The organism is Bifidobacterium myosotis (assembly GCF_002259745.1).
GTDB lineage: Bacteria > Actinomycetota > Actinomycetes > Actinomycetales > Bifidobacteriaceae > Bifidobacterium > Bifidobacterium myosotis.
Genome location: NZ_MWWW01000005.1, coordinates 36,119 through 62,671 on the forward strand (window position 1 = coordinate 36,119; position 26,553 = coordinate 62,671).

The window sequence follows — 26,553 nt, forward strand, 5'->3', positions numbered from 1 at the left end:
CTGAACGATGCGCAACAGCAGGAATCGCTCCATTCGCCTAGGCTCTCACTCCTTGACTGCGCCTGCGGCGAGGCCGGATTGCCAGTACTTCTGGAGCATGAGGAACGCGATCACCAGCGGGATGATCGTGATCAGCGAGCCCGTGATCACCAGGTTCTGGATCGCCTGACCACCCGCAGTGCTGGCCTGGTCCTTCCACTGGTTCAGACCGATCGTCAACGGATACCAGTCCGCGTCCTTCAGCATGATCAACGGCAGGAAGTAGTTGTTCCACGTCGCCACGATCGTGAACAACGCCGTCGTCACGATACCCGGCGCCAACAACGGGAGACTGATCGTCCAGAACGTGCGCCACTCCGACGCGCCGTCCACACGCGCCGCCTCCAACAGTTCGGTCGGCACCGCCTGATCACTGAAGATCCACATCAGGTACAAACCGAACGGGCTGATCAGCGACGGGATGATCATGGCCCACGGCGTGTTCGTCAACCCCAGCTTCGCGAACAGGAGGAACTGCGGCACCGCCAAGGCGATGCCCGGCACCGAGATAGAGCCGATGATCACCGCGAACACCGCCTTCCTGCCCGGGAAACGGAACTTCGCCAAAGCATAGCCGCCCATGATCGCCAGCAGGGTCGCGCCGCCAGCGCCCACCACCACGTACAGCAAGGTGTTGATGAGCCAACGGCCGAAGATCCCCTCCTGGTAGGTGAACACCGTCACGATGTTGTCCCACAGGGCGAACGACTTGCCGAAGCCCAGGCCGAACGTCGAGGTGAAGTCCGCCTGCGTCTTCGTCGCGTTGATCATCAGGTAGACGAACGGGAACAGGCAGTACACCGCGAAGACCGCGCACAACACCGTCATCAGGGTCGAACGGCGCGGGTTGTTCACGTTCGCGAACCCGGCCTTCGCGCTCCTCCTGCGCTCCGCCTTCTCATCGGCGGCAATCCGCTTCTGACGCTCACGCTCCGCCTTTTTCGCGGCCCGCTCCTGGGCCCTCAACTCCGCGTCCGACAGACGCGTCGCATTCGACGCCACCGCGTTGCTCATCACGCACGCTCCTTCACAATCACAGACACCATCACACCAACAACACGAACGCGCATCACTTCATCTGCTCCTTCATGCTCCGCAGCTGCACCGCATAGGCGATGGCCATCGTGATCACCGCCATCACGATCGCCAAAGCGGCCGCGTAATTGCTCTGGTTGCCACTGAAGCTCAGGTTGTACGCGTACATGTTCGGCGTGTAGTACGTCGTGATCGCATTGCCCGGCACCATGCTCTGGAGAATGCTCGGCTCGTTGAACAACTGGAACGAACCGATGATCGAGAAGATCACCGTGATCGCCAAGGAACCCTTGAGCTCCGGCAGCTTGATCGACTTCACGATCTGCCACTCCGACGCGCCGTCGATCGACGCCGCCTCATACAGGGAATGCGGGATCGTGGACAGCGAGCTGTAGAAGATCAGCATGTTGTAGCCCGTGAACTCCCACGTGTTGATGTTGCCGATCGAGGCGAGCAGCACGCTCGGGTTGAACATGTCGATGTCCGTGCCCAGGAAATCGTTCAGGGAACCCACCAGACCATACTTCGCGCCATACACGAAACCCCAAATCAGGGTCGACACCACCGCCGGCACCGCATACGGCAGGAACGTGGAGATGCGGAAGAACTTCGTCCCATGCAGCTTCATGCTGTCGATCGCCAACGCCATCGCCGCCGCCAGGAACAGCATGATCGGCACCTGCACCACCGTGAACAAAGCCACACGACCCACCGACGACCAGAACTGCTGATCACCCAGCAAGCGCGCGTAATTCTCCAACCCCACGAACCTCGTGCCACCAATCATCTGCTTCTTAAAGAAACTGATATAAACCGCGTACACGATCGGCACGATGAACACGAACACGAACACCACCGCAAAAGGCGCCATGAACTTCCAACCACGCCAATCCGCCTTATGCTTATTCACCCGCACTTGCCCCGCTTCCGCGGAACCGGCGGTGATATCGGCTGAAGACATCTCCAACCCCTCTCCTTCGAAGGTTAACCAAAAATGTTTGCGTTATCATCATAACATGATTCCAAACATTGTCCAGTCGTGTTGAATCCTGTGTTTTAGACATATCTGATACAATGGTCACGAAAACAATGATGTTATCGTTACCGTTGTCAGTACAATGACCGTTGTTGTTGATAACTGTTATAACTGTCGTCATCCAGTCAATCGGGGGTTGCAATGTCGAGGCCAGCTCAGGTATCCATGCAAGATGTGGCCAAAGAGGCCGGAGTCTCCCCGCAGACCGTCTCCCGTGTGGCCAACGGCAGCGATGCCGTCAAACCCGAAACCCGTCAGAAGGTCGAGGCCGCCATGCAGAAGCTCGGCTACCGGCCCAACTATGCGGCCCGCGCCCTGAAACGCGGACGGTTCCAGGATATCGGCGTGGTGATGTTCAACACCTCCAGCTTCGGCAACGCAAGACTCCTTGACTCCATCATCTCCAGCGCCACTGAAACCGATTACTCGGTGACCATCCAAACGATGCGGCACGGCGCGGAACGCACGCTTGCCGCAGCCATCGAACGCATGCAACTCCAGCCGGTCGACGGCGTTATCGTCATGCTCGAGGAGCGCATCTCGGACTTCGTCGGATACAGGCCCCCCAAGGAACTTCCGGTGGTGCTCATCTGCGAAGGCGCGGCGGACCACTGCCCCACCGTGGATGCCGACCAATACGGCTGCTCCACCGCCGTGGTGGACTACCTCATGAGCAAGGGGCACAAAACCGTCTATCACATCGCCGGCCCCGCAACCTCGCGCGCCGCCGAAAGCCGCGCCCGTGGATGGCGCGAAGCGCTGGAGCAGATGGGCGCGCCGGTGCCTGCCATGTATATAGGCGACTGGTGTGCCGACTCCGGTTACCAGGCCGGCGTGGCGCTGGCGCACGACCCGAATTGCACGGCCATCTACGCCGCCAACGATCAGATGGCGTACGGCGCGATCATGGGGCTGCAGTCCGCCGGCAAGCGTGTACCCGAAGACGTGAGCGTGGTGGGCGTGGACGATTCGCTGGTGGACATGGTCCCCCGGCTGAACCTCACCACCATGCGCATGCGGTTCGACGACATCGGCGCCGCCGCATTCTCCATGGTCCGCCGACAGTGCGAGGGCGAAAAGGTGCCGGTCGGCATCAAGACCGTGATTCCGACCGAACTCATCGAGCGCGGTTCCGTACGCGATATCAGCTGAGGGCGGGCTATCCCCCGTTCCTCGGCAAACATAAGTCAGGAACGAAGGTACATTACGTTTCGTCCCATTTCTGGATACCAAAACGGGACGAAACGTAAGTCGATGCCGTCTGAAACTTACGTTTCGTCCCGTTCATGCCGCGTGTCCCGCGTGTGCCGCTGAGTCTGTCTTCGTCCGGCTTCGTCTCATTCGAATGGATGACTGCCTCGTCCTTCTTGCAGCATCCGCCTGATGCTTCAATCCCCACCTCCCGTCCGACCCGCCCGACAGCTCATGCCTCACTCATGCTCATAGAACGGAATCGCATCGGTACGCGGCACGCGGGCATCCATCAACTTCGACCACAAGGCGCCAGGCGTCACCACATCGTCGTACGTGGCATGAACCACGGTCGTGACGCCAGCACGAAGCAGCATATCGTCACGAGTTTTTTCGTCACTCACCACCTGCTGGATGTCACGCCGCTTCGTCATGGACGGATCGACGTATTTTCGCATGCCGTCATATTCCAGGACAATCGTTCGTCCATCGTCGGTATGCCAAACGAAATCGACACGGCGGGAGTGCCATGCGTTGTCCGGATCGGTGAACTCGCGTTGCAGTTCCGGAACAGCGAACCCCGAATCAATCAACGTCGCCCGGCACAACGATTCCCCACCATTCTCACTGCGCGCATCGGCATAATGCAGCAGCCGAAACACCGGCCCGCAATCGGCACGAACGCGATCACATTCGTCGATTATCGCATCCGCATCCGTGAGCCTCCTGCGCAATGCCGAATCGAACATCCCCAATACCACTCGGAACGGGTATCGCAGCGCGCAATCGACAAGCGTTCTGGCCGGCGTGGTGGTGAGAACGGACACCGTCGTCTCCCCCAACACGTAACGGACCGTGCAGAACCGATCCGATGACACAAAGACAGGCGTCGTTTGCGCGCGTGTATGCGCCTGCCTACCGGGGCCCGAAACAACGTAAACGGCATCGTCCTTCAGCAGGGTCCACGTATACTCCAGATTCATTGCCGCCGCCGCACTCAGTCCCGCATACACCCAATTCAGATGACGACGTGACAATGCCTCCAGAATATGCAGCGTACGCTGCTTCGGATTTAGCTGATTCCAATATGCCGCTTCAGCATAGATGCCCCGATAGGGACTGATCATCTCACCACGGCGAATCCTTCGGCCTATTCTTTTGCGTGCTGCGGCATCCACCCCGGTGACGCATAGCTGCGTCGCGGATTGTGCTCCCGCTTCCTTGGCTTCACTGGATTCCTTGGCTCCCTTGGTGGCTTCCTTAGCTCCCTTGCCCTGTGACGATGCTCCCATTGTTCCCAACTTTCCAGCCGATAATCGACGCGCGATCTCGACATTCCCCAATATCGACGCCCCTTTACGTGTCGTACCAGCATCGCCTATCGGGCAGACAGCCGTGACGATTTGACGTCGTTTTGCCGTTTCCACCACTGCAGGATTCGGGAGTGCGGGATTCGGGAGGGATTCGGGAGAGGCCACCGTTCCACGGTTCACTGGCATGACGTGACGGCGTAGATCCTGTCACCGTTGTATCCGGGCGGGCTGCGGCATGCAATCCAGCCTGCGGCATGCGCGTCGCCCGTCACCATTGCCGCGGCACCGTTCGAAACCGGCCAAGGACTGGCTCGACTCCACCTGTTCGACCACGAAAACGGGACGAAACGTAAGTCAGGAACGAGGTCATGTTACGTTTCGTCCCATTTCTGGGTATCAAAACGGGACGAAACGTAAGTCGATGCCGTCTGAAACTTACGTTTCGTCCCGTTTGCCGTTCCGCTCTGTCCGCCCTGTCCTCTTATCCGCCATCCTGCCGCGGTCTTACTCCCGTCCCGACTGCCACACATCGACATCTCTCCCTCATGCCGATGTTCCGGAAGGAAACTGAGGGCGACACCCTGTGACCAACCCGACGTACGTATGGAGTCCGAAGCGACGACGGCATCCGCGCCGGACCGGGCGTGAAGGGCGTTTTTCTTGAGGAAGCGGCGTTCGCGGGCGTGCCCCGCGCCAGACCAGGCGCGAAGCCCCGTACCGGCAGACGGCAACCCCCGTACCGGCAGACGGGAAACCCCCGCCGGCCGACGAAAACCCCCGACCGGCAGAAACCCCCGACCGACAGAAACCTCGCCAGCCGGCAGAAACCCCCGGCCGGCAGCAAACCCGCCGACCGGCGGAAATTCCCGACCGACAGAAAACCCGCCGGCAGACGGCAGATGGCGGGAATCATCGAACAGCCAAACACGATATGAATACAGACCACCGCCGGCTTTCGGGCACCGGGTCACCCGCCTCCGACCGATTTCTCATACTCAGCCGTCACGTTCAGCCGCCGCACCTATCCGCCATGCTCAGCCATCACGCTCATCCGCCAAGCGGGATGCGGGAGACGAATTCGCGTGACTCCCCCGTGATTGGGTCCGTGAACCGCAGAGTGCGGGCGACCAGCTCAAGCGGCTGGGAGAAATCGTCGTACGGACGGGTCTGGATGCGCGGATAGAAGTCGTCGCCAACGATAGGCAGTCCCAGCGAGTTCATGTGGACGCGCAACTGATGCGTCTTGCCGGTGCGCGGGTGAAGGGTGTATCGGCAGACCAGCGTAGGGCAAGACGATTGGGATGATTGGGATGATTGGGATGATTGGGATGATCGCAATGGCGCAAATCCGCCGGATTGCAATGATGCAAATCCGCCGCCGTGCACGCCGTTCCTCAAGTCATCCCGCAAGTCATCCCCATGGCCACTTCTGCGGTCATTCCCGCTGACAACCGATGATTCTGATGACTCCGACGCCCCTGATGACGCCAACGCCTCCGGCAACAACTCCGGCAACGGCCTCCCGGACAATCCGCCCGCCCCAGCCAATCCCGCCAACGGCCCGCGCTCAATCAGCGTTTCGGCGTTGACGATGCCCGGCTCCTCGAAGGCGGTGAGGGTGCCGCGCTCCTTGGTGATGTGCGAGCGCCGCAGCAGCGGGAAGGGCCGAGGAGACTCAGGCCAGGTCACGGTGCCGAATCGCGGCCGACGGATCGGTCGGCACGGTGCCAGACATTCATAGACCTTGACGGCCCGCCGATTCTGAAACAGCATCTGGTACGCGCCGCGACAAGCCGGGTCCCGCACGAAGACGAGCACGCCGGCGGTCAGTCGATCCAACCGGTGCGCGGGTGTGATGTCCGGCTCGCCGAGCCGTTCACGCAGCCGCATCAGCGCCGTGGATCGGTACCACATGCCGCGCGGCATGGTGGGCAGGAAATGCGGTTTGTCCACCACGATGATCCGCTCATCCTCGTAGAGCATGTCCAGCTCGAATGGGATATACGGCTCCTCGGTCACATATCGGTGCGGGCGCGGCATTGCTCTCCCCTCGTAACGAATTCCTCCGCGACAGGAGGATACATGTCATGGCCATCATCAGGACAAATGTGTGTTGTCGGACTCAGCATTCCGCCCGGAGAGACATCAACAGCCCAAGCGCATCCAGCATCGCATGTCCGACTAGCCGACGCCCAGGAATCAATGGATGAGTCATCGCAGCGCCCATTCAACGCAGCCGGTGGGGTGGAATGCACGTCGCCGGACCGTAAACTCGGCCTGAGCGCCCCAAGCGCATCCGGCATCACATATTCGGCAAAGAGGCGGTCAATCAGCAAATGTCGCAACTGGAAAGCTACACATGGAACGAAGCCGGTGGAGTGGGGAGACGATGCTGGACCGTAGGCTTGGCCGAACGGCCTTGAGTGTGTCCAGCACTCGTCTCCCCACTCCACCGGCGATCAGCACATATTCCAGCGTTCAACGCACAGCGACCGTCACATCACTCGACGGTGACGGACTTGGCGAGATTGCGCGGCTTGTCCACGTCGTAGCCCTTGAGCTTGGCCATGTCCATGGCGAACAGCTGCAGCGGCACCACGTCGACGAGCGGACTCATCAGCGTGGGGCACTGCGGGCGCCAGAACACCACGTCCGCATACCGCTCCACGTCCGGGTCGCCCTGCTCGGCCACGGCGATGATGTACGCGCCGCGCGCCTTGACTTCCTCGATGCCGGAGATCACCTTGGCGTGCAGCACATTGCGGCCGCGTTCCGGCGGCACGATGAACACCACCGGCTCGCCCTCGTCCACCAGCGCGATCGGACCGTGCTTGAGCTCGCCGGCCGCGAATCCCTCGGTGAAGGTGTAGGCGATTTCCTTGAGCTTCAGCGCACCCTCCAGCGCCACCGGATAGCCCACATGACGGCCGAGGAACAGGAAGGAGTTGGCGTTCACCATACGCTCGGCCGCGGCCTGGACGGTCTTGGGCTGCGTGTCGAGCACCCACTGGATCTTGCGCGGCATGTCCTTCAGGGAGTCGAGCACCTGATGGATCTCGTCGCGGAACATCGCGCCCTTGACCTGCGCGAGGTACAGGCCCAGCAGGTAGGCCGCCGTGATCTGCGCCACGAACGCCTTGGTGGAGGCCACGGCCACTTCCGGGCCGGCGTGCGTGTACAGCACCGCATCGGACTCGCGTGGAATGGAGGCGCCCTGCGTGTTGCAGATGGCGAGCACCTTGGACCCCTGCTCGCGGGCGTGGCGAAGGGCCATCAGCGTATCCATCGTTTCGCCGGACTGCGAAATGGCCACCACGAGCGTGCGCGGGGTCAGAATCGGGTCGCGGTAGCGGAATTCGTGGGCCAGCTCCACCTCCACCGGGATGCGCACCCAGTGCTCGATGGCGTATTTGGCCACCTGACCGGCATAGCTCGCCGTGCCGCAGGCTACGACGATGATCTTGTCGATGGCCTTGAAGTCGTGCTCGTCGATACGCACCTCGTCCAGCGCGATATCGCCCTTGGCGTCGAACCGGCCCAGCAGCGTGCGCTGCACGGCGGCCGGGTCCTCGTGAATCTCCTTGTCCATGAAGGAATCCCAGCCGCCCTTTTCGGCAGCCGAGGCGTCCCAGTCCACGGTGTAGGTCTTGGGATTCGACACCACGTTGCCGTCGAAATCGGTGACCACCACGGAATCGGCGGACACGCACACGGCCTGATCCTGATCAACCTCCATCGCACGCTTGGTGTACGCGACGAATGCGGCGACATCGGATCCGAGGAAGTTCTCGCCGTCGCCCAGACCCACCACAAGCGGGGAATCATGACGCGCGCCCACCACAATGTCCGGCTGGCGGCAATCGGTGGCGAGAATGGTGAACGCGCCCTGCAACATGCGCGCCATGCGACGCACGGCCTCGAACAGATTCGGATGGCCTTGTTCCTCAATCACTTTGTCCACGATTTTGCCGAGGAGCTTGGCGGCCACTTCGGTGTCGGTGGCCGACGCAAAACGGTAACCTTCGGCCTGCAGATCGAGACGCAGCTGCGAGGCGTTCTCGATGATGCCGTTGTGGATGATGGCCACCTTGCCATCCATGCTGGTGTGCGGATGGGCGTTCACGTCGCTCGGCTCGCCGTTGGTGGCCCAGCGCGTATGGCCGATGCCCACGGTGGCGACCGGCATGGGCTTGCGTTCGATGCTCTCCACCAGATTCTTGAGGCGACCGGCCTTCTTGCGCACGGCCACTTTGTCCATGCCAGGCGCGGTCAGCGCCACGCCGGCCGAATCATAGCCGCGGTATTCCAGACGCTCCAGACCCTGCAGACAGACCTCAAGCGGCTTGCCACACGCGGTTTCGACATTTCCTGCATATCCAACAATTCCACACATGGCTTATAAGCCTAGCGGACGCATGTGTCCCACGTCGAACGGCCCGGCCTGTTGCCGGGCTATCGCCGCACCGCCCGCGCATCATCGCGCATATCATCGACGCATCATCGTAGGTATCCCAAAACACCCAGAAAACCGAGCCGACGACCCCAAACGGCCGCCGGCCCGCTCACTTCGTACAAGTTCTGGGCATACCTTTACCAGTTATCACGAGTTCTGAACATCCCTCCACCGACTATCACAAGTTCTGGGCATATCCCTACCAATTATTCTGGGCATATCCGATACAAATGCGGCGTTCTGGGCATATGCGTATCACGAACGACGACGAAACCGCCCTTTCGTGATACGCATATGCCCAGAACGCCTAGAGATGGCATCCCCGTGGTGGCGATATGCCCAGAATCCGTCCTTCCCCTACCCCATTAAGAGGGAAAGGACCTACATTCCTAGGCCCAATCCAGTATGCTACGCCGTAAGTTCGTTGAATATCTTTTTGGCTCCCCTTGTTAGGACGTTGCCGCGAAGTAAATAGCGGAGCTGTTTGGCGGCAACGTCCCGTCAGAGGGGGCCAGCACCACTCAGACAGTTGCGAGAACCCCTTCTGGACTGCGAGGTTACAGCACGTGCTGCAAGAAGTCCCGGAACCTCGGCTCGGTGGGATGGTCGATGATGTCGGGGCCGCCCTTTTCAACGACCACGCCGCCATCCATGAACACCACCTGATCAGCCACCTCGCGGGCAAAACCGATCTCATGCGTGACGCACACCATGGTCATACCCTCCTTGGCAAGGGATCGCATGACGTTCAGCACCTCGCCCACCAACTCGGGATCGAGCGCCGAGGTGGGTTCGTCGAACAGCATGATTTCCGGCTTCATGGCCAATGCGCGGGCAATGGCCACACGCTGCTGCTGACCGCCGGACAACTGCGCGGGGTAGTAGTCGAGACGGTCGCCCAACCCCACGCGCTCGAGCTCGGCCACCGCGAGGTCGCGGGCCTCCTTCTTGGCCATGTGCTTGACATGGACCGGCGCCTCCATCACGTTCTGCAACGCTGTCATGTGCGGGAACAGGTTGAAGCGCTGGAACACCATGCCCAGATGGGAACGCTGGGCGGCGATCTCCTTGTCGTCCAAGGTCTGCAGCACATCCTGCCCATCCTTGGTGACGTGCTTGTAGCCGATGAGTTCGCCGTTCACCTCGATGGAGCCGCCGGTCAGCGTCTCCAACTGGTTGATCAGGCGCAGGAACGTGGACTTGCCGGAGCCGGAAGGACCGAGGATTACGGTCACCGTGCCGGGCATGACGGTCAGGTCCACGCCTTTGAGCACATGCAGGGAACCAAAGGCCTTGTGGACCTGCATGGCTTTGATGGCGGGGACGGTCACGTTGGAAAGCCCGGAAACGCCGTCGGCCACACCGGCCACGGAAGAATCGCCCGTAACGGCGGCGCTCTTGGATGCGGATTCAGTCATGATGATTGCCTCTCCCCTGTCTCACGCAGTCATGCCGGTGAATGCGGCCTCGTTGAGCTTGTTCACATTGTCCTTCGGCTCGCCCTCGGTCTTGCCGGGCAGCGGCGGCTGCTTGCCGCGGGTACCCATGGCACGCGCGTCGAAGCCCTTGCCGAAGTGCTTCTCCAGACGGGATTGGATCACCATCAGGATGGAGGTGATGAGCAGGTACCAGAAGCAGGCCACCAGCAGCAGCGGAATCGGCTTGTAGATGCGGTTGGCGATGGCGTCCGTGGCGAACTGGAGCTCCAAGGTGAACGGCACGGCGGTGACCAGCGACGTGGTCTTGAGCATGCCGATGGTCTCGTTGCCGGTGGGCGGGATGATGATGCGCATGGCCTGTGGCAGCACGATGCGGCGCATGATGAGCGTGCGGCTCATACCCAAGGCCTTCGCGGCCTCGGTCTGGCCGGGGTCCACTGCCTCAAGGCCGGCGCGCACGATCTCGGACAGGTAGGCGGCCTCGTTCAGGGCCAGACCGATCCACGCCGCGTTGAAGGCGGTGACCACCTCGGACGAGTCGATGCTCCAGAACTCGATGGAGGTGAACGGCACCCCGATGCTCAGCTTGGGGATGAGCACGGCGAACAGACCCCAGAAGATGAGCTGGGTGTACACAGGCGTGCCGCGGAAGAACCAGATGAAGAACCAGCTGACGCCGCGCAGCACCGGGTTGATGGATTTGCGCATGATGGCGAGAATCACCGACAGGATGATTGCGATCACCATCGAAATCACGGTGAGTACAAGAGTGTACTGGATGCCCCTGAGCACGTTCTCGTTGAACAGGTATTTCCAGACGATCGGCCACTCGAGCCGCGGGTTCGTGATCATGCCCTGGATGAGCATGGCCACGAGCAGCGCGACGATCACGGCGGCCACGATCGGACCGGGACGCTTGACCGGCAGCGCCTTGATGCGGTTGGGGATATCCAGTCCCTCGCCGTCGACTTCTTTCTTCGCCATTGTGTTCCTTTGCGATTGTTCGGTTTTCCGGGTCCCTCACCGGGTTGTGTCAGGGGCGTCAAAAAGCGTCTGAGGCGGGCGTGGCCACGACCGCGTGGTCCAGCTCACGCCCGCCGTCATTCCTTGCTCGCGTCGCTCGCCTACCGTCACGCCGTCACTCGGTGACGGGGTTGACCTCGGCCTTGGTCAGGGCACCGGACTCGACGCCCCAGTGCTTAAGGATCTTGCCGTAGGTGCCGTCGTCCATGAGCTTCTGCATGGCCTTCTGCACGGCCTCGGTGGTGGCGGAGTCGCCCTTCTTGATGGCGATGGCGTTCGGCACTGAGTCGAAGTCCTTGCCGAGCTGCTCAAGCTGGCCACCGGTCTGGGCAATCGCGTAGCCCACCACCGGGGAATCAGCGAAGAACACGTCGGCCTTGCCGGTCACCACGGCGGTGGTGGCGTCGGTCTGCTGCTTGGACGACTGGATGGTGATCTCCTCCTTGCCGTCCGCCTTGCACTGCTCAGCCGTCTTGTTGATGGCCTCCTCCTCGACGGTGCCGGTCTCCACGGCCACCTTGAGGCCGCACAGGTTGTTCTCGTCCACCTTGTTCGGGTTGCCCTTGGCCACGGCGTAGGCCATGCCGGAGGTGAAGTAGGAGACGAAGTCGACCGAGTCCATGCGATCCTTGGTGATGGTGAAGGCCGCGATGCCGAGGTCGTACTTGGAGCCGACGGCCGGGATGATGGTATCGAAGTTGGAGGAGACCACTTCGGTCTCGAGACCGAAGACGTTGCCCAGCGCGTGGGCGAGATCCATGTCGTAGCCGATCTGCGTCTTGCCGTCCGTGTCAAGGAACTCGGCCGGCGCGTAGGACGGGTTGGTGCCGATGGTCAGCTTGCCGTCCTTGGCCACGGATTCCGGCAGCAGCGCGGCGATGGCGTCGTCCTTCTTCACGGAGCTGACGTCGTAGCTGGTGATGGTCACGTCGGAATCGCCGGAACCGGAGACGGAGCCTCCGGCGGTGTCGGAACCGTCGGAGGTGCCGCAGGCGGCGGCGGACAGCAGCATCGCGACACTCAGTGCCAGCGCGGCGGTGGCCTTCACATTCTTCAGTGACATGGAATCATCCTCTCTGTTCTCTCGGGCGCGACGGAATGAGCATCAGTCACTCTGATTCCGCCGATAATTCACCCAATATACAGTGAGGGACGATATCCCCGCGATGCTACGAGCGCGTTAAGGAAACGCTTGGCCTTGACGCGGCCGCTGCGCTCACTCCTCGATGGCCGGGTTGATTTCGGCCTTATCGATCGCGCCCGAGGAGACGCCCCACGTATCGAGGATCTTCTGGTACGTGCCGTCGTCCATGAGCTTCTGCATGGCCTTCTGCACTGCTTCGGCGGTCTGGGTGTCGCCCTTCTTGATGGCCACGGCCTCCGGGGTCACGCCGGTGTCGTCGCCGAGCGCCTCCAGCGTGTCACCGGTCTGTTCGATGGCGTAGCCTGCCACCGGGGAGTCGGCGTAGAAGATGGACGCCTTGCCGGACGCAACGGCGGTCGTCACATCGGTCTGCAGCTTGGACGACTGAATCTCGATCTCGTCCTTGCCGTCCGCCTTGCACTGTTCGTTGGCCTTGTTGACTTCCTCCTCCTGCGTGGTGCCGGTCTGTACGGCCACCTTGACGCCGCACAGGTTGGAGGTGTCAACCTTTTCCGGGTTGCCCTTCTTGGTGACCCAGGTGGAACCGGCCTTGAAGTAGGTCACGAAGTCCACGGCGTCCATGCGCTCCTTGGTCACGGTGAAGGAGGAGATGCCCAGATCGTACTTGGAACCAACGGACGGGATGATGGAATCGAAGGTGGAGGAGACCGTTTCCTCCTTGAGGCCGAACACGGCGGCCAGCGCCTTGGAAAGATCGACATCGAAGCCGATCGGGGTCTTGCCGTCCTCGGCGAAGAACTCGGCCGGGGCGTATGAGGTATCGGTGCCGACGGTGAGCGTGCCGTCCTTGGTCACGGATTCCGGCAGCAGCGCGGCGATGGCGTCGTCCTTCTTGATACCGCTGGTGTCGAAGCCTTGCGTGCTGCTGGATGACGTGGTGGAACCATCGCTGGACGAGCCGCTGTCGGTGGCGGTGTTGGAGCCGTCGGTGGTACCGCATGCGGCGATGGCGATGAGCATTGCCGCGCTCAGCGTGGCGGCGGCGATGGATTGCATTCCCTTGCTTAGAGACATTGGATTTCCTCTCTCCATTTAGTGTCGATCGGGCGGGTATATTTCCCGACTAATCGGCGAGAGTAGGGTCGCAATGCTACAGGGTGGTTAATACTGCGGAATATTGCTCACGTTGTGGACAACCGCAGCAAGCGTCGCCAGAGGCACTGGCTGAAACTGCCACTAGTGCCGCATGTTGGCGTAGCGCATGGCACGCAGGGCCTCGCGCTTGTCCTGCTCCTCACGCAGGGCCTGGCGCTTGTCGAATTCCTTCTTGCCTCGCGCCAGTGCGATCTCCGCCTTGACGCGACCATCCTTGAAATACAGGCTCAGCGGCACGATCGTGTATCCCTTGGCCTCGATGCCGCGCGACAGCTTGGCGATCTGCTGACGGTGCAGCAGCAGCTTGCGCTTGCGCTTGGGGGCGTGGTTGTTCCACGTACCGTTGAGGTATTCGGGAATGTTGGCGCCCTCCAGCCACATCTCGCCGCGACGGTCGATGGACACGAACGCCTCGGCCAGCGAAGCGCGCCCCTCGCGCAGGGACTTGACCTCGGTGCCGGTCAACGCCAATCCCGCCTCGTACTTGTCTTCGATGGCATAGTCATGACGGGCCTTCTTGTTCTGCACGATCAGCTTGGTACCGGTCTCCTTGGCCATGGGTCTCCTCCTTCCGCGAGGTCATACAGCAGTGCGCGATATGCGCGCAATCACAGCGCAACAGAACAGAATATCACAGATACGAATTTGGCTCCCCTTCCAGCGAAAGGAGAGCCAAACTACTGAGCCATAGAGCCGTCCGTACCCATGCAACTCCCCCTCGAAAAGGAAGGAGGGAAGTCACTTCAGCGAATCAATCAGTGCACGAACCAGTACGCGCCGGTGTTGGTGAGGACTCGGGTGTTGGTGTTGAACGGGCCGGCGAGGGCGTTCATCTCGGAGATCATGAACGTGCCGTCGCCGTAGACGGCCTCGACCACGGCCACATGGCCGTAGGTGCCGTCGGCGCCATCCTGGCCGGGCATGAAGGACAGGGCCGCGCCGACCTCGGGGTTGTGGTCCACGCGCAGGCCGTAGGAGGGGGCGGTACGCCACCAGTCACCGCCGTTGCCCAAGTAGGACGGCGTGCTGATGCCCATCTGCTTGCGGCGATCGTACGCCCACCATGTGCACTGGCCGGCCACGTAGGCGTTGCCGTAATCACCGTTGGACGTGCCCTGGCCACCGCTGGAGCCGCCGGACGGCGACGACGGGGTCGAAGGCGCCGGCGTGGGGTTGGACGGCACGCTCGTGGAGCCCTGGATGCCCGGGTCCACCTTGTTGGCGGCGTCGGCCTGTTCCTTCTGGTACTGGCGGTTGTAGGCGTCCACCTGCGAGGCGATGAGCACGGTCTGCGCGGCCTGCTTGGCGGATTCGGAATCAAGACTTTCGACCTGCGCGGCCAGCTCGTTGCGCTTGGCCTCGCCCTCCTGACGCAACTTGTCGAGCGCGTCACGCTTGGCCTGCGCGTCCTCGGCGGCGGTCTGCGCGGAGGCGGCCTTCTCATCGGCGGCGGTCTTCAGCGCGGAAATCTGCTTCTCGATGGCGGCGAGGCGCTCGCTGCGGTTCATCGACGTGTTCAGCGTGGTGGCCGCCGACGAGGCCGCGTTGGCCTCATTGCGGGACAGCGCGTCACGCGACTGCATCGAATTGACGAAATCCTGCGTGCTGGTGGCACCGGTGACCACGCTCATCACATCGGAGGCGTCCGAACCGTGCATCTCCTGACGGGCCAGCTGTGCCACGGCGGCGTGCGCGTCGTCATAGTCCTTGCCGGTCTGCTCGATCTGCTGCTCGAGGGTGTCCTTGTCCTTCTGGGCCGCCTTGAGACGTTCGGCTGCGGCATCGGCCTCGTCCTGCGCGGCTGCGGCGGCTTCATTGGCCGCGGTCACCTTGGCTTGGGCGGCGACGATCTTGTTGTTGGTCAGGTCGTCCAGCTCGAGGATCTTATCGGCCAGTTCCTGATTGACGCCGGCCAGCTGCTGCTTGAGCTCGGCCTCGCGCTGCACCGATGCGGCGTGCTGGTTCTGCGCGTTGACCAGATCGGAATAGGTGTCCGCCTGGGCGGACTGGGCCGGGGCAAACGCCAAACCGGTCACGCAGGCGGCGACGGCCACGAGCGTTGCCAATGCGGGCTTGATCACATGCGCCTTCGTCATGGGCAATATGTTCCTTTCGTCGCAGTTAATCCCCCACCGTAACACGTCAGTCTGGATAAACATGCTCGCAGGGTGTGGCACGGATGTGACGTATATCCAATTACGCCCTGAGGTAACGCCTCAGGGAGATGGTCGAGGCGATGACCGAAAGCAGTATCGCGCCCAGAACCAGTCCGGGTGAGATCATGAGCACGGTCATCTGGTTCACATACGGAATCCATGTGACCGACTTCGCCAGCCAACCGGTGATGAATACGCGCACGATCACCGACAGCATCAGGCAGGACAGCACCGAACCGAGCAGCGAGGCGATCGCGCCTTCAAGGATGAACGGCAGACGAATCGTCCAGTTCGAGGCGCCCACATACCGCATGATCTCGGTCTCGGTGCGTCTGGACGCGGCGGACATGCGAATCGTGGTGCCGGTCAGCAGGATGGCCACCAGCACCATCACGCCGGCAAGCACGGCCGTGACCGCGGTGGCCCGGTTGAGCACGGCGAACACCGGTTCGAAGATCTGCCGCTGGTCGGTCACGTCCTCGACGCCCTCCTTGCCGGAGAGCACTTCGGCCACCACCTGGTATTTGGTGGGGTCCTTGAGCTTGAGCCACAGCGAATCCTGCATGTCATCGGCCGTCAGGGTGCGGCCTTGGAACTCACCGTTCGGGTATTGCTTGGTGAAGGTGTTGTCGTAGAAGTCCTGCTTGCTCACGTACGTAATCTTGGAGACGGTGTCGTTGAGCTCGTCGCGGATGGTTTTCTGCAGGGCGGTGATCTCGCTGGCCGTCGGCGACTTGCCGGAGGCGCAGTTGGCCGATTGGCTGGTGCCGTCAGGGCACAGCCAGACCACCACCTCCACCTTGTCGTACCAATCGCCCTTGGCCTTGGTGATCTGTGCCTGGGTCAGCACGGAGGCGCCGATGAACAGGAAGGAGATGAAGGTGACCAGCATCAGCGACAGCAGCATGGACAGGTTGCGACGCAGGTTGGTCCAGGTTTCGGACAGAATGAATCGCGCGCGCATCACTTGACCTCCGTATCATGCTTGGGTTCTTGCTGATCATGCCGGTCATGCCGGTCATCCGTGGCGGTCACCGAAGCGTCGGCCCCGGCATCGAGCTTGGCATCGGCCTCGGCGGACGAGGAGCGGGATGGGGACTGGCCGCGATGTGCGTGCCGGCCGACGCGACGCTGCCCCGCTGCGGGCGGGGCCGGAGGCGCGGGCGGAGCCGGCGGGGCCAGCGGTGTGCTGTCATCGGCAGCTTTGTCGGAGTCGGAGGTGCCGGAGTCCGTGCCATGCTCGTCCGTCCGGGCTGATTGGTCATCCGCCCCGGCATCACGGGACTTCGCCAGCGCGGCCGCCCAGCCGCGTGCAGGACGAGCGTCGCCGGAGCCGTTCGACCGGCCGGAATCATGGATTTCCGTCGCGGAATCATCGGCAGCATCATCGCCGGAGGCCACGGCGACCGGATCGAAGGTCTGCGTCTCTTCGAGCGAATCGGCGTCGTTCTCGGCGACGGACTGATGCGCGGAAGACGGACGGTCGGCGTCATTCCCGGTAGAGGAACCGCCGCGACCGGCATGATCGGCGGAATCGGTCGGTTCGCCGGTCCGGTTGCCCGATGCGGGGGCCGGCGCAGAAGCCGTCTTGCCGTCAGTCTGACCGGACGCGTGATCGTCCGACTGACCATCCGTGTGACCGGACTGCTGATCAAGCGGCAGTCCCTTGCCCCACGTCAGCGTGTCCTCCAGCGGAGCGAAGGTCTCGCCGTAACGGCCGGTGCGACCGGAGTGCACGGAATTGGCGAGACGGGCGATGCCGGCGGACGGACCTTCCTCCTGGGCCAGCGACTTGTCCGACTCGAACGAGGCGGGCAGGATATGGGAGGCCTGTTCGGAACGAGCCTCGACCTCGGCGTCCGGGAAGTACAGGGCGGAATCATAGGAACCGTTGGCCTCGTCGCGCACGATCTTGCCATTGTGCAGCTCGACCACGCGCTTACGCATCGAGTTGACGATCTCCTCGTTATGCGTCGCCATGACGATGGTGGTGCCGGTGCGGTTGATCGCGTCCAGCACCTCCATGATGCCCAGCGACGTGGTGGGGTCGAGGTTTCCGGTGGGTTCGTCGGCCAGCAGAATCTGCGGATGGTTCACATAGGCGCGGGCGATGGCCACGCGCTGCTGCTCGCCGCCGGACAGCTCGTGCGGGTAGTTCCGCTCCTTGCCGGTGAGTCCCACCGTATCGAGCACCTTAGGCACCAGCGACTTGATGGTGGAGCGGCGTGTGCCGATCACCTCAAGGGCGAACGCCACGTTCTCCCATACGGTTTTGTTGTTGAGCAGTTTGTAGTCCTGGAACACGAAGCCCAACGTACGGCGGTAATGCGGCACCTGACGGTTCGGGATGCGGCGCAGATCGTTGCCCGCCACGCGGATCTCGCCGCTGGTGGCCTCCTCCTCGCGCAGGAGCAGGCTCAGCAACGTGGTCTTGCCTGACCCGGAGGCACCCACCAGAAACACGAAGTCACCGCGCTCGATGTCGAGGTTGATGCCGTCGAGCGCGGGACGGGTGCCCCTGGGATAGATCTTGGATACATCCTCCAGTGAGATCAGTGCCATATCCGTTTCCTTTGGTGCAGTGCTGGTGCAGTGTTGAGGTTTGTGATTGCGACCGTATGTTCGCCGTATGTTCGGGCGGCTGTCGGAATTCCCCTTCAGCCGGTCGCGCTGGGGCGGGCTTCCCTCCCCTAGTCGCTTTGGAGCTGGTCCTTATTAGTCTGTCGCAGCCGGCTCCCCTCAGTCCGCTTCGCAGACAGCTCCCCTCAGGGAGGGGAGCCTTGGAGTTGGGAGATTCGCGTTGGGCTCCCCTCAGGCCGCCGCACGGCCAGCTCCCCTCAGAGAGAGAAGCCTAAGGGTTGGGGGCTTGGGGACTACTCTTCTGTGGCTTCGCGGCGCTGCTCGTGACGCCAGCGGATGCCGGCCTCAATGAAGCCGTTGATGTCGCCGTCGAACACGGCCTGGGTCTGGCTGGTCTCGTAGCCGGTGCGCAGATCCTTGACCATCTGATACGGGTGGAGCACGTAGGAGCGCATCTGGTCACCCCAGCTGGCCTTGATGTCGCCGGCGAGCTCCTTCTTCTTCTTGGCCTCCTCCTCGTGGCGCAGCACGAGCAGTCGGGACTGGAGCACGGCCATGGCGGAGGCGCGGTTCTGAATCTGGGAACGCTCATCCTGCATGGTCACCACGATGCCGGTGGGCAAGTGGGTGATGCGCACGGCCGAGTACGTGGTGTTCACGCCCTGACCGCCGGGGCCGGAGGAGCAGTAGGTGTCCACGCGGATGTCGGTGTCCGGAATGTCGATGTGATCGGTGGCCTCGACCAGCGGCACCACCTCGACGGCGGCGAAGCTGGTCTGGCGGCGGCCCTGGTTGTCGAACGGGGAGATGCGCACCAGACGGTGGGTGCCGCCTTCCACCGACAGTCGACCATAGGCGTAGGGCGCGTCCACCTGGAAGGTGGCGGACTTGATGCCCGCCTCCTCGGCATAGGAGGTGTCCATGACCTTGGCCTTGAAGCCGTTGCGCTCGCAGTAGCGCAGGTACATGCGCAGCAGCATCTGCGCGAAGTCGGCCGCGTCCACGCCGCCGGCGCCGGAGCGGATGGTCACCACTGCGGAACGCTCGTCGTATTCACCGTCGAGCAGGGTCTGGATCTCCATGGATTCGAGGTCCTTCTGAATCGAGCCGATCTCGGTCTTGGCCTCTTCCAGGGATTCCTGGTCGTCCTCCTCACGGCCGAGCTCCACAAGCGTCTCCACGTCGTCGATGCGCTGGGAGGCCGATTCGAGACGCTTGAGCTGGGATTCGGCTGCGGAAAGCTTGCTCGTAACCTTCTGAGCGTTGTCCGGGTCGTCCCACAGGCCAGGGGCGGCCGCCTGGGCTTCCAGATCCTTGATTTCGGACTTGAGTCGGTCCACGTCCAACGCCTTGGCGATGGAATCGTATTTGGCGCGGGCTTCGCCGATCGCCTGGGAATAGTCGAATTCTGCCATCGTTCTTTACCTTACTGTTCGTTCTTGGAAATACCTGTGGATGCCACGTCGTTGTTGACGGCCTGCACACATTCCGTTGGCCCGCCGGGGATTCCGCGCCTCGCTTGTTCGCCGTCCGGTTCCTTGGACCGGTACGGCCCGGGCGGATTGCCGCATCCGCCCACCGCTCCGACGCGATTGCCGGTAGCCGTCCCACGGTCTGGATGTCCGCCGATTTCGGACCGCCACTTCCGATTGCGCCGATTGGCTGGAAACGGACGGGATTGGTCTGCGGCATCAGACGTGCTCAACCGTGGGCACGGTGTGTGCAGGCAGCGTCAAAGTCCCGCATAGATGGCGGGAATCACCAGGGAGCCAAGCATGGCCACAGCAATGATGATGCACACCACGCGCACCACGGTGCGGCGGCGGCTCTCACGCTGCTGACGGCTGTCCTGATATTCACTCACGGGGTCAGTAGTGTAGCGTGCGGCTGAGACGGAAATCCGTGGGGAAACCGCGTTATCACGCTGAGCATACAGGGCCGATTCACTCCCCTCAGGCCACTGCGCGACCGGCTCCCCTCGGAGAGGGGAGCCAAGGATAGAAAAGCAGCGTGCCTCTTGGCCCCTCGGGGAGGGAACCAAGAGGCGAGCACTGCGGTCAGAGTGCGAAGCCTAGTTCTTCGGCGGCCTCGGTGGGGACCGGGTCGTTGCACCAGTAGTCTTCGAGGTTTTCGGTGGTGGTGAGCGAGCGGATTTCGGCGCGGTCGATGTACAGCTCGCCGCTCAGGTGGTCGGTCTCGTGCTGGAAGATGCGCGCCGGCCAGCCGTGCAGCTGCTCCTTGTGGCGCTTGCCGTCCTCGTCATCCCATTCGGCGGTGATGTCCAGCCAGCGCTTGCGCACTGCCTGATAGCCGTCGAAGCTCAGGCATCCCTCGAAGAAGCTGGCGGTTTTGTCGCTGGCCGGGGTGTAGCTGGGGTTGATGATCACATGGAACGGGAATTCGGCGATTTCGCGCGGATCGTCCTCGTCGTCACGCACATGGTCCTCCACGACCGCGAGCGCCAGCCCCAGACCGATCTGGGTCGCGGCAAGTCCCACGCCCGGCGCCTCGAGCATCGTGGTGTGCATGGTGTCGATGAGCTTGAGGAGCGTGTGCTTGGAGAGCTGGCCGGTATAGGCGATGGTCTGCTGACGGAGCACCGGTTCGCCGGCCTGCACGATGGGCAGGATCTTCTCCTTGCCGCCGGTCTTGATGAGCTGCTCCACGATGCGGTTGAGTTCGAGGTCTACTTTGGTGTTCTTGCCAAACATATGGTTCCTTGGGTGCCTTGAAGGTTCGGTGTCCTACGTATCCTACGTGTTCTGCGCGTCCTGTGCGCCCGCTGCCGCTACAGCGCGAGTTCCTCGGCCACGACCTTGGCGAGGCGCGTGCATACCTCGTCGGCGTAGGCCTGGGTGGCGGCCTCGACCATCACGCGGACCAGCGGCTCGGTGCCGGAGGGACGCAGCAGCACGCGGCCGGAATCGCCCAGCAACTCCTCCTCGTGCGCCACGGCGGCCTGGATGCGGGCGTTGGTGTTGGCGGCCTTCTTGTCGACGTGCGGCACGTTGATCAGCGTCTGCGGCAGCTGCGGGAAGTCGGCGGCGAGTTCCTTGAGGCTCTTGCCGGACTTGACCACCTCGTTGCACAGCACGAGCGCGGTCAGAGTGCCGTCACCGGTGGTGGCGAACTCGCGGTTGATCACATGGCCGGACTGTTCGCCGCCCAGCGAATAATCGCCCTTGAGCATCTCCTCGAGCACGTAACGGTCGCCCACAGCGGTTTCCACGGTTTTGATGCCCATGTCCTTCAGGGCGAGTTTCAGGCCGAGGTTGCTCATCACGGTGACCACGAGCGTATCGTGCTTGAGCTTGCCCTCGCGCTGCTTGGCGCGGGCCAGAATGCCCATGATCTGATCGCCGTTGACCATGTTGCCGTCCTCGTCCACAGCGAGGCAGCGATCGGCGTCGCCGTCGAAGGCCACGCCCATGACCGCGTCCGTGGCCTTGACCATGGCCTGCAGCTGCTCGGGGTGGGTGGAGCCGGCGTTCTTGTTGATGTTGTAGCCATCCGGCGAGGCGTTGATGACGATCACGTCGGCACCGGCGCGGCGCAGGGCTTCGGGGGCCACCACGGAGGTGGCGCCGTTGGCGCAGTCGGCCACGATCTTGAGGCCCTTGAGCGGCTTGGGCTGGGTCTGGTCGTCGCCGAGCGGGGCGATGGTGGAGACCAGATGGTCGATGTACAGGTTGGTGGCGGTGTTCTGGTCGTGGCTCACGCGGCCAACGCCAGCGCCGGTCGGGCGCTCCCAATCCTCACCGAGCACCGCCTCGATCTCGTCCTCCTTCTCGTCGGGCAGCTTGAAGCCGCCGCGGGCGAAGAACTTGATGCCGTTGTCGGGCATGGGGTTGTGGGAGGCGGAGATCACGGCGCCCATCTCGACGTTGAGCACGCTGGTCAGGTAGGCGATGCCGGGGGTTGGAATGATACCGGCGTCGATCACGTCGAAGCCGCCGGCGGACATGCCCGCGGAAAGGGCGGAGGCGAGAAAATCGCCGGAAACACGGGTGTCACGGCCGACCAGCGCGCGGCGGCGACCCTCGGGCTGGTTGTCCTTGGTGCCGGCGTCGCCGAGCACGCGCACCGCCGCATCGCCCAAATCAAGCGCCAGCCGGGCGGTCAAATCCTTGTTGGCCAGGCCACGCACACCATCGGTTCCAAACATCTTCGGCATAGTGAAGTCCCATTCCTTATAGCTCGCCGTACAGCTCAGTTACCCGATTCATCCTAGTCGACTCCGCGGGCCCTGCCGTGCGTGAGTTCGTGGCGCGTCCGGCTTCTCCCCAGTATCTTCTTATTATGTGGCGCGGGGCTCGTCGCCAGCATCGCGAACGGTCAGTCCGCGCGACCCGCGCGACGCGAACGAACTGCCGCATCGTCACCGACGTGGAAGCCGGACGGGCGATGGCGGCGCAGTCGACTTATCGAATCACCCGCTCCATACTGTCGGCGAATCCGTTGAGACGCAGCTTGCGCAGATGTTCCAGTTCCTCGCTCATGGTCCGCGGCGGATTATCCTTGCTGGCGACGACGGCACGCATCACGTTCACAACGCCCTCCTGATCACGCCCCAGCATCATGTTCAGGAACTCATCGGGATGAATGGCCTCCACCGCGTATCGTTCAAGGCCCGCATCAGGGAAATCCTTGAGATTGTATGTAACGATGTAATCGGCATCGGCCACCAGAGCTGCGGCAAGCACATGCCGGTCATCTGGGTCCGGCAGTTCAAGCGTCGATTCAAGCCGGCTCCAGCCAAAGACGCAATGGGTGGGATTCATCGGCGTAATGAACGACAGCAAACGATCCGCCTGCTCCGGCGTACGCCCACGACGTTCGATTAGCGCACGGCGCGCCTCCTCCAGTATGCGCTCGGACCACACGGCATCGATCACCTGCCGCTCATCCAACGTGAGCATGACGTCAAGCAGCCAGACCGCCGGAAAGATGTTGGCATCAAGCAATACGACGGGTTTCGTCAATGCGCACCCCGTCCGTCAGTCGAAATCGGCGACGTAGGCAGCGTCGTCCTCGTCATACAGGCCCATCTCCGCGGCCGCGCGGCGCATCGACGACAAGGATTGTTCCATCCGCTCACGCTCATGCCGCTGATAGTCCATCACGTCGGTCACGTCCACCATGCGACGACCGGTGGCCCCGTTCCGAGTGAACGGGAGACGGCCAGAATCAAGGATGCGGGCCACCGTACGAGCCGAGCAATTCAGCAACCTCGCAGCCTCGCCGGTCGTGACCATACGACGACGGCCCATCACACCGAGCGCGGCGTTCAACGCAGCCTCGTACGCCTCGACGCTCAGCTCCACCACATCGCCATCGGCATCGACCAGCGCCCTGTCGCCACGCGGAATCGTCGTCCCCTGAGCCCGGGGCATCTCGAGTACGGCAGTCATGATTCCTCCTTACGTTGACACCATCCTATCAATTCCTGACAAAACTGACAAAAAGCCGGAATGACCATAAGAAAGCCAGCCTCTGCCCGGGTTCCTAGGCGCCCCCAAGTAGCTTCCTAGGTTTAAGTCTCTCCACGCAAACATCGAAGTTCGTCGTAAATCAGGTTTCAGACGACACACTACTTATGCCGTGACTGCGCCGTTCTGTCGTCGCCGACATGGAAGCCGGACGGGCGATGGCGGCACATGTACCGCCAGCGCACGATCAGCGAGCCGGCCACCAGTACGCCCGCCACGACGGCGGCGATGGTGAGGGTCATCATGCGCACGGGACTGTCGTAGTCGGTGGCGTCCGGTTCGACGGGATTGGGGACGCGGTGGCCGCGCACGAGCAGACGATGCGTATTGACGCCGTACGGCGTGCAGGTGATCACCGTGGCGAGGTCCTTGCCATCCTCGATGTCGAGGTTCTTGAGATTGTTCGGCAGCACCACGCTGATCTTGTCCACTTGGTAGGTGTAGGTCTCCCCCAGCACATGGAACGCGAATGTGTCGCCCTTTTCGAGGGTGTCGAGCCCGGTGAGCAGCTTGGCGCTCGGCAGTCCGGTGTGACCGGAGACGGCGGCGTGCGTGGTTTCGCCACCCACCGGCAGCGAGGAGCCCTCCAGATGACCGATGGCGATCTGCAGCACGCCCTGATCGGTGCCGTGGTAGATGGGGAACCGCGCCTTGAGCTTCGGGATGGTGACGTACCCCATGATGCCGGTGCCGGAAACGTCCAGCACCGATTCATACTGCTTACGCTGTTCCTCGGTGGGGCGCCAGCGGTCCGTCTGCGAGGGCAACGTGGCGTTGTACGCGCGCGCCTCGGCCAGCATCTTCTCGCGCTGGGCCTTGGAAAGATCCTCGGTCTCCTCGATATACGTGGCCACCGCGCGCGACTGGTGCATGCGGTTCCACCAGTCCGCCACCGTGGGGTACGCCAGCAACGCCAAGCCCGCGACGAGCACCACCGCGAAGAACGCGGAAATGATGCGGGAGACGACGTCCGTGCGTTTGCCCGTTCGACGATGAGCGGCCATGACGGTTCCTTCCATATAGTTCATATGAATCGACCCCCTCTTGACCGAGGGGGTCATCGATTTCGGCTTCTCTCAGGTCGGGGTCGGGGTGGGCCGGTGGCGAAGCTGACTGAGGGACGTTTCGGCTAAGGGGCGTGACAGAACTCCCGCGAGCCGCTACTTCGCCTTGCGCCTGCGATGCATGAGGAGGATGAGGCCCAGTCCGCCGAGTACGCCGGCGCCGATCGCGGCGATGACCACGTTGGAGCCGGTCTCGCCGATCGGCGGGACGTTATTGCTCGGCGGGGTCGTGGGCGGGGTGGACGGCGGCGTGTGGTCGTCCGGAGGCGTCGTCGGCGGGGTCTCCGGCGGCGTATAGGTGTTGGTGATGGTGATGACGTCGTTCTCGCGGTCCATCAGCACGGTGTAGCCGTCCGGCACGGTCTTCTCGACCACCTGATAGTCATGGCCGGCCGGCAAGTCGGTCCACTCGTGGGTCCAGTTGTTGGAAGCGTTCAGCTCCACCTCGTCGATCACCGTGCCGTCCTTGAGCAGCTGCACGACGATCTTGCCCGGACGGTTCGCGGCGGAATCGCCCTTCCAGACCTTAACCACCTTCTTCTTGACCGTTTCGCTGGGCGGAGTGGGAGGCGTGGTCTCGCAGTCGTTTTTCGGCTCGAGGGTGACGTCCATGGTCATGGCGTTTGCGTTGTCCGCCGACTTGGACGGCAATGCGACCAGCACGTACGACGGACCGCAGGAGATGGTGCCGTCGTTGTAGGCGTCGATGAGGACCAGATAAAGGCCCTTGGGAAGGTCGGAGAATCGGGCGGCGCCGGTGGCATCGGTGGTCGCAGTTTTGGTGGCCGTCGGCTTGTTCTTTTCGATGAGACCGACCAACGTGGTGGCGAACTGCTGATAGTCGCCGGAACCGCCGCTGTTCAGCAGCAACCAGTCAAGCGGGTACTTGCCGCTGTCTGCAAACGGGCTGACCGGCGTAAACGTATTCCGGTCGGAGTTCGGGGCCCAGTCGGCCACGTGGTACAGGTTGACCGTCGCGCCGGCGATCGGCGTATCGCCGTCCACGTAATTGACGGTGATGGAGCCGTTTTCAGCGGCGATGGCGGACGCATCGTCGGCGACGGCGGGTATCGGAGTGAGGCCCATCAGGCACATCGCGAAGGCAAGCACCAGCGAGCAGACCGCCGCAAAGATACTGCGCATGGGGTGCTCCCGCACATCGAGCACCGCCGCGTCCCGGCCTTGATTTCGGCCATGAGTTGCGTGAATCATCATTGTTCCTTGCTTCAATCTCTTCGTTGACTTACCGTTCCGGCTGAAACCACTATCGTCGCCCCGGCAGACAGCTGCACCCACTGCAATCGTTATTGATTCTATGCGGCGGCGCCGGTGAGATCACCGTAGTATGCCTCATAGTTGCTACATGTACGCCGAATATAAATATGCATCAGTTGCATATGTCAACATTCCTCTTCAACCAACATACAAGGGAAACAGCAAAGAAAAGCGCTGCCCAGCCTCTCAATAGAAACGAG

The 26,553-nt window shown here is 62.5% G+C and carries 21 protein-coding genes and 1 pseudogene; 1 reads left to right on the plus strand and 21 read right to left on the minus strand.

Annotated features, from left to right (window positions below):
- Positions 1-45: 45 nt before the first annotated feature.
- A complete protein-coding gene (locus BMYO_RS03015) occupies positions 46-1,053 on the minus strand; it encodes a carbohydrate ABC transporter permease (RefSeq protein ID WP_094667104.1) in 1,008 nt (335 codons plus the stop codon).
- A 55-nt stretch (positions 1,054-1,108) separates the two neighbouring features.
- Positions 1,109-2,035 carry a carbohydrate ABC transporter permease gene (locus BMYO_RS03020; RefSeq protein ID WP_169834032.1) on the minus strand — a complete coding sequence of 309 codons (927 nt, stop codon included), beginning with the start codon at positions 2,033-2,035 and terminating at the stop codon, positions 1,109-1,111.
- Positions 2,036-2,275: 240 nt separating this feature from the next.
- Here BMYO_RS03020 and BMYO_RS03030 point away from each other — a divergent pair, with 240 nt between their 5' ends.
- The gene (locus BMYO_RS03030; RefSeq protein ID WP_169834033.1) at positions 2,276-3,262 is read left to right on the plus strand and encodes a LacI family DNA-binding transcriptional regulator; all 987 of its coding nucleotides are present in this window, start codon (positions 2,276-2,278) and stop codon (positions 3,260-3,262) included.
- A 278-nt stretch (positions 3,263-3,540) separates the two neighbouring features.
- Here the strand turns inward: BMYO_RS03030 and BMYO_RS03035 are convergent, their stop codons facing one another.
- The 19 genes and pseudogenes from BMYO_RS03035 to BMYO_RS03120 form a co-directional block, all read right to left on the minus strand.
- Entirely contained in the window at positions 3,541-4,731 is a 1,191-nt protein-coding gene (locus BMYO_RS03035; RefSeq protein WP_158216932.1) for a CTP synthase, read from the minus strand.
- Between the two features lie 930 nt (positions 4,732-5,661).
- Positions 5,662-6,597, minus strand: a complete 936-nt coding sequence (locus BMYO_RS03040; protein ID WP_094667189.1) for a pseudouridine synthase — start codon at positions 6,595-6,597, stop codon at positions 5,662-5,664.
- Positions 6,598-7,114: 517 nt separating this feature from the next.
- Entirely contained in the window at positions 7,115-9,007 is a 1,893-nt protein-coding gene (glmS, locus tag BMYO_RS03045) for a glutamine--fructose-6-phosphate transaminase (isomerizing) (protein WP_094667109.1), read from the minus strand.
- A 617-nt stretch (positions 9,008-9,624) separates the two neighbouring features.
- A complete protein-coding gene (locus BMYO_RS03050) occupies positions 9,625-10,374 on the minus strand; it encodes an amino acid ABC transporter ATP-binding protein (RefSeq protein ID WP_094667190.1) in 750 nt (249 codons plus the stop codon).
- 132 nt (positions 10,375-10,506) lie between these two features.
- Entirely contained in the window at positions 10,507-11,490 is a 984-nt protein-coding gene (locus BMYO_RS03055; protein ID WP_094667110.1) for an amino acid ABC transporter permease, read from the minus strand.
- Positions 11,491-11,644: 154 nt separating this feature from the next.
- Positions 11,645-12,592, minus strand: a complete 948-nt coding sequence (locus BMYO_RS03060; RefSeq protein ID WP_094667111.1) for an ABC transporter substrate-binding protein — start codon at positions 12,590-12,592, stop codon at positions 11,645-11,647.
- A 153-nt stretch (positions 12,593-12,745) separates the two neighbouring features.
- Positions 12,746-13,708, minus strand: coding sequence for an ABC transporter substrate-binding protein (locus BMYO_RS03065; RefSeq protein WP_094667112.1), 963 nt, complete (start codon positions 13,706-13,708; stop codon positions 12,746-12,748).
- Positions 13,709-13,870: 162 nt separating this feature from the next.
- Positions 13,871-14,347, minus strand: coding sequence for an SsrA-binding protein SmpB (smpB, locus tag BMYO_RS03070; RefSeq protein WP_094667113.1), 477 nt, complete (start codon positions 14,345-14,347; stop codon positions 13,871-13,873).
- 197 nt (positions 14,348-14,544) lie between these two features.
- Positions 14,545-15,885 carry a CHAP domain-containing protein gene (locus BMYO_RS03075; protein WP_094667114.1) on the minus strand — a complete coding sequence of 447 codons (1,341 nt, stop codon included), beginning with the start codon at positions 15,883-15,885 and terminating at the stop codon, positions 14,545-14,547.
- Positions 15,886-15,985: 100 nt separating this feature from the next.
- Complete coding sequence (ftsX, locus tag BMYO_RS03080; RefSeq protein WP_094667115.1) at positions 15,986-16,909, minus strand: permease-like cell division protein FtsX; 924 nt, start codon at positions 16,907-16,909, stop codon at positions 15,986-15,988.
- Positions 16,910-17,588: 679 nt separating this feature from the next.
- Positions 17,589-18,507: pseudogene (gene ftsE, locus BMYO_RS03085) on the minus strand (cell division ATP-binding protein FtsE); the annotation flags it as partial.
- Positions 18,508-18,818: 311 nt separating this feature from the next.
- On the minus strand, positions 18,819-19,940 hold the full coding sequence (gene prfB, locus BMYO_RS03090; protein WP_094667116.1) for a peptide chain release factor 2: 1,122 nt from the start codon (positions 19,938-19,940) through the stop codon (positions 18,819-18,821).
- Positions 19,941-20,257: 317 nt separating this feature from the next.
- Entirely contained in the window at positions 20,258-20,389 is a 132-nt protein-coding gene (locus tag BMYO_RS12295) for a hypothetical protein (RefSeq protein WP_263390578.1), read from the minus strand.
- A 193-nt stretch (positions 20,390-20,582) separates the two neighbouring features.
- Positions 20,583-21,236: a peptide deformylase gene (locus tag BMYO_RS03095; RefSeq protein ID WP_094667117.1), complete on the minus strand. Its 654-nt coding sequence runs from the start codon at positions 21,234-21,236 to the stop codon at positions 20,583-20,585.
- A 77-nt stretch (positions 21,237-21,313) separates the two neighbouring features.
- The gene (gene glmM, locus BMYO_RS03100) at positions 21,314-22,699 is read right to left on the minus strand and encodes a phosphoglucosamine mutase (RefSeq protein WP_094667118.1); all 1,386 of its coding nucleotides are present in this window, start codon (positions 22,697-22,699) and stop codon (positions 21,314-21,316) included.
- A gap of 247 nt (positions 22,700-22,946) precedes the next feature.
- The gene (locus BMYO_RS03105; protein WP_233428082.1) at positions 22,947-23,489 is read right to left on the minus strand and encodes a PIN domain-containing protein; all 543 of its coding nucleotides are present in this window, start codon (positions 23,487-23,489) and stop codon (positions 22,947-22,949) included.
- 33 nt (positions 23,490-23,522) lie between these two features.
- Positions 23,523-23,936: a helix-turn-helix domain-containing protein gene (locus BMYO_RS03110; RefSeq protein WP_094667120.1), complete on the minus strand. Its 414-nt coding sequence runs from the start codon at positions 23,934-23,936 to the stop codon at positions 23,523-23,525.
- A gap of 179 nt (positions 23,937-24,115) precedes the next feature.
- Positions 24,116-25,018: a class C sortase gene (locus BMYO_RS03115; protein ID WP_233428091.1), complete on the minus strand. Its 903-nt coding sequence runs from the start codon at positions 25,016-25,018 to the stop codon at positions 24,116-24,118.
- A 156-nt stretch (positions 25,019-25,174) separates the two neighbouring features.
- Complete coding sequence (locus tag BMYO_RS03120) at positions 25,175-26,221, minus strand: Cna B-type domain-containing protein (protein WP_158216933.1); 1,047 nt, start codon at positions 26,219-26,221, stop codon at positions 25,175-25,177.
- Positions 26,222-26,553 lie beyond the last annotated feature (332 nt).

Bases quoted from the DNA above. Each gene is read 5' to 3' on its own strand.
- glmS (WP_094667109.1), bottom strand. From the start codon at position 9,007: ATGTGTGGAATTGTTGGATATGCAGGAAATGTCGAAACCGCGTGTGGC.
- BMYO_RS03015 (WP_094667104.1), bottom strand. From the start codon at position 1,053: ATGAGCAACGCGGTGGCGTCGAATGCGACGCGTCTGTCGGACGCGGAG.
- prfB (WP_094667116.1), bottom strand. From the start codon at position 19,940: ATGGCAGAATTCGACTATTCCCAGGCGATCGGCGAAGCCCGCGCCAAA.
- BMYO_RS03060 (WP_094667111.1), bottom strand. From the start codon at position 12,592: ATGTCACTGAAGAATGTGAAGGCCACCGCCGCGCTGGCACTGAGTGTC.
- BMYO_RS03075 (WP_094667114.1), bottom strand. From the start codon at position 15,885: ATGACGAAGGCGCATGTGATCAAGCCCGCATTGGCAACGCTCGTGGCC.
- BMYO_RS03110 (WP_094667120.1), bottom strand. From the start codon at position 23,936: ATGACTGCCGTACTCGAGATGCCCCGGGCTCAGGGGACGACGATTCCG.
- BMYO_RS03115 (WP_233428091.1), bottom strand. From the start codon at position 25,018: ATGGCCGCTCATCGTCGAACGGGCAAACGCACGGACGTCGTCTCCCGC.
- BMYO_RS03040 (WP_094667189.1), bottom strand. From the start codon at position 6,597: ATGCTCTACGAGGATGAGCGGATCATCGTGGTGGACAAACCGCATTTC.
- BMYO_RS03020 (WP_169834032.1), bottom strand. From the start codon at position 2,035: ATGTCTTCAGCCGATATCACCGCCGGTTCCGCGGAAGCGGGGCAAGTG.
- glmM (WP_094667118.1), bottom strand. From the start codon at position 22,699: ATGCCGAAGATGTTTGGAACCGATGGTGTGCGTGGCCTGGCCAACAAG.
- BMYO_RS03055 (WP_094667110.1), bottom strand. From the start codon at position 11,490: ATGGCGAAGAAAGAAGTCGACGGCGAGGGACTGGATATCCCCAACCGC.
- BMYO_RS03095 (WP_094667117.1), bottom strand. From the start codon at position 21,236: ATGTTTGGCAAGAACACCAAAGTAGACCTCGAACTCAACCGCATCGTG.
- BMYO_RS03030 (WP_169834033.1), top strand. From the start codon at position 2,276: ATGCAAGATGTGGCCAAAGAGGCCGGAGTCTCCCCGCAGACCGTCTCC.
- BMYO_RS03120 (WP_158216933.1), bottom strand. From the start codon at position 26,221: ATGCGCAGTATCTTTGCGGCGGTCTGCTCGCTGGTGCTTGCCTTCGCG.
- ftsX (WP_094667115.1), bottom strand. From the start codon at position 16,909: ATGCGCGCGCGATTCATTCTGTCCGAAACCTGGACCAACCTGCGTCGC.
- BMYO_RS03065 (WP_094667112.1), bottom strand. From the start codon at position 13,708: ATGTCTCTAAGCAAGGGAATGCAATCCATCGCCGCCGCCACGCTGAGC.
- BMYO_RS03050 (WP_094667190.1), bottom strand. From the start codon at position 10,374: ATGCAGGTCCACAAGGCCTTTGGTTCCCTGCATGTGCTCAAAGGCGTG.
- smpB (WP_094667113.1), bottom strand. From the start codon at position 14,347: ATGGCCAAGGAGACCGGTACCAAGCTGATCGTGCAGAACAAGAAGGCC.